Origin of the sequence: Aeromicrobium sp. (genome assembly GCF_014378035.1) — a bacterium.
GTDB lineage: Bacteria > Actinomycetota > Actinomycetes > Propionibacteriales > Nocardioidaceae > Aeromicrobium.
Map to the genome: position 1 here is coordinate 1 of NZ_JACMOM010000322.1, position 1,958 is coordinate 1,958.

Sequence of the window (1,958 nt, forward strand, 5' to 3'; positions counted from 1 at the left end):
CGGCGATCTCCAGGATCCCCTTCTTGAGGCCTTGCAGCTGGTCCCCGGTGCGGGCGATGGTGAGGAAGCAGAAGGTGTCGACCATGCCGGCGACGGGGATCTCGGACTGGCCGACCCCGACGGTCTCGACCAGGATGACGTCGAAGCCGGCCGCCTCGGGCACCGTCATGGCCTGACTGGTGGCGCGGGCGACGCCGCCGAGGGTGCCAGCGCTGGGCGACGGCCGGATGTAGGCATCGGGCCTGACGGCCAGCCGTGGCATGCGGGTCTTGTCGCCGAGCACCGAACCGCCGGTGCGGACGCTGGAGGGATCGACGGTCAGCACACCGACGCGATGACCCTCGTCGATCAGGTGCATGCCGAGCGCCTCGATGAAGGTCGACTTGCCCACCCCGGGCACCCCGGAGACGCCGACGCGAATCGCTCCCCCGGCCCCAGCATCGGACACCGCGGGAGTCAGCAGCCCGAGCAGCTCGCGGGCCTCGGCCCGGTGGTCGGCACGACGGGACTCGACCAGCGTGATCGCCCGAGAGATCGCGGCGCGCTGGCCGATCCTCAGGTCGTCCGCGAGGTCACTGACGTTGACCATGCAGCTTGCTCAACAGATCGAGGGCCGAGTCGGCGATGACGGTGCCGGGCAGGAACACCGCGGCCGCACCCATCTGCTTGAGCGTCGGCACGTCGTCGGGGGGGATCACGCCGCCGATGACGATCATGATGTCGGAGCGACCCATCTCGGTCAGCGACTCCTTCAGCGCCGGCAGCAAGGTGAGGTGGCCGGCGGCCAGGCTCGAGACACCCACGATGTGGACATCGGCGTCGACGGCCTGCTGGGCGACCTCCTCGGGCGTGGAGAACAGCGGGCCGACGTCGACGTCGAAGCCCATGTCGGCGAAGGCGGTGACGATGACCTTCTGGCCGCGGCCGTGCCCGTCCTGGCCCATCTTGGCGACAAGGATGCGGGGGCGGCGGCCCTCGGCCTTCTCGAACTCCTCGGTCGCCTCCAGGACCTGGGCGACGTTGCCCGCCTGTCCGGCTTCGGTGCGGTACACACCTGAGATCGTACGGATCACGGCCTGGTGGCGTCCGTAGACCTTCTCCAGCGCGTCGGAGATCTCGCCGACGGTGGCCTTGGCACGGGCTGCATCCACGGCGAGCGCGAGCAGGTTGCCGTCGAGCGTTCCATCGCGGCTCGCGCCACGTTCGGCACTGGCGGTGAGTGCGGCGAGCGTGCGCTCGACCTCGTCGGTGCTGCGCTCGGCGCGCAGCTTGTCCAGCTTCGCGATCTGCGAGGCGTAGACGGCCTTGTTGTCGACCTTGAGCACCTCTAGCGGTTCCTCATCGGCCAGCCGGTACGTGTTGATGCCGATGACCGCCTGCTGGCCGGAATCGATGCGAGCCTGGGTGCGGGCGGCGGCCTCCTCGATGCGCATCTTGGGGATGCCCTCCTCGATGGCCTTCGACATGCCGCCGGCCTCCTCGACCTCGGTGATGTGCGCCCAGGCACGGTTCGCGAGGTCGTGGGTGAGCTTCTCGACGTAGTACGAGCCGCCCCACGGGTCGATGATGTCGGTCGTGCCCGACTCCTGCTGCAGCAGCAGCTGGGTGTTGCGGGCGATGCGAGCACTGAAGTCGGTCGGCAGAGCGATGGCCTCGTCGAGCGCATTGGTGTGCAGACTCTGGGTGTGGCCCTGGGTGGAGGCCATCGCCTCGATGGCGGTGCGCTGCACGTTGTTGTAGACGTCCTGCGCCGTGAGCGACCACCCCGACGTCTGGCTGTGGGTACGCAGGCTCAGCGACTTGGGATTCTTGGGGTCGAAGTCCTTGACCAACCTGGCCCAGAGCGCGCGGGCCGCCCGCATCTTGGCGATCTCCATGTAGAAGTTCATTCCGGTGGCCCAGAAGAAGCTCAGTCGCGGCGCGAAGGCGTTGGTCTCCAGGCCCACGTCGGGGCCGGC

1 protein-coding gene and 1 pseudogene are annotated in these 1,958 nt (G+C 68.8%); both read right to left on the reverse strand.

What is annotated here, in order from left to right:
- A pseudogene (locus H7290_RS17040) lies at window positions 1–589 on the reverse strand (methylmalonyl Co-A mutase-associated GTPase MeaB); the annotation flags it as partial.
- Window positions 573–1,958: methylmalonyl-CoA mutase family protein (locus H7290_RS17045; protein ID WP_290515218.1), on the reverse strand; the 1,386-nt coding region annotated here is incomplete at its 5' end. The gene H7290_RS17045 and the pseudogene H7290_RS17040, both read right to left, overlap by 17 nt.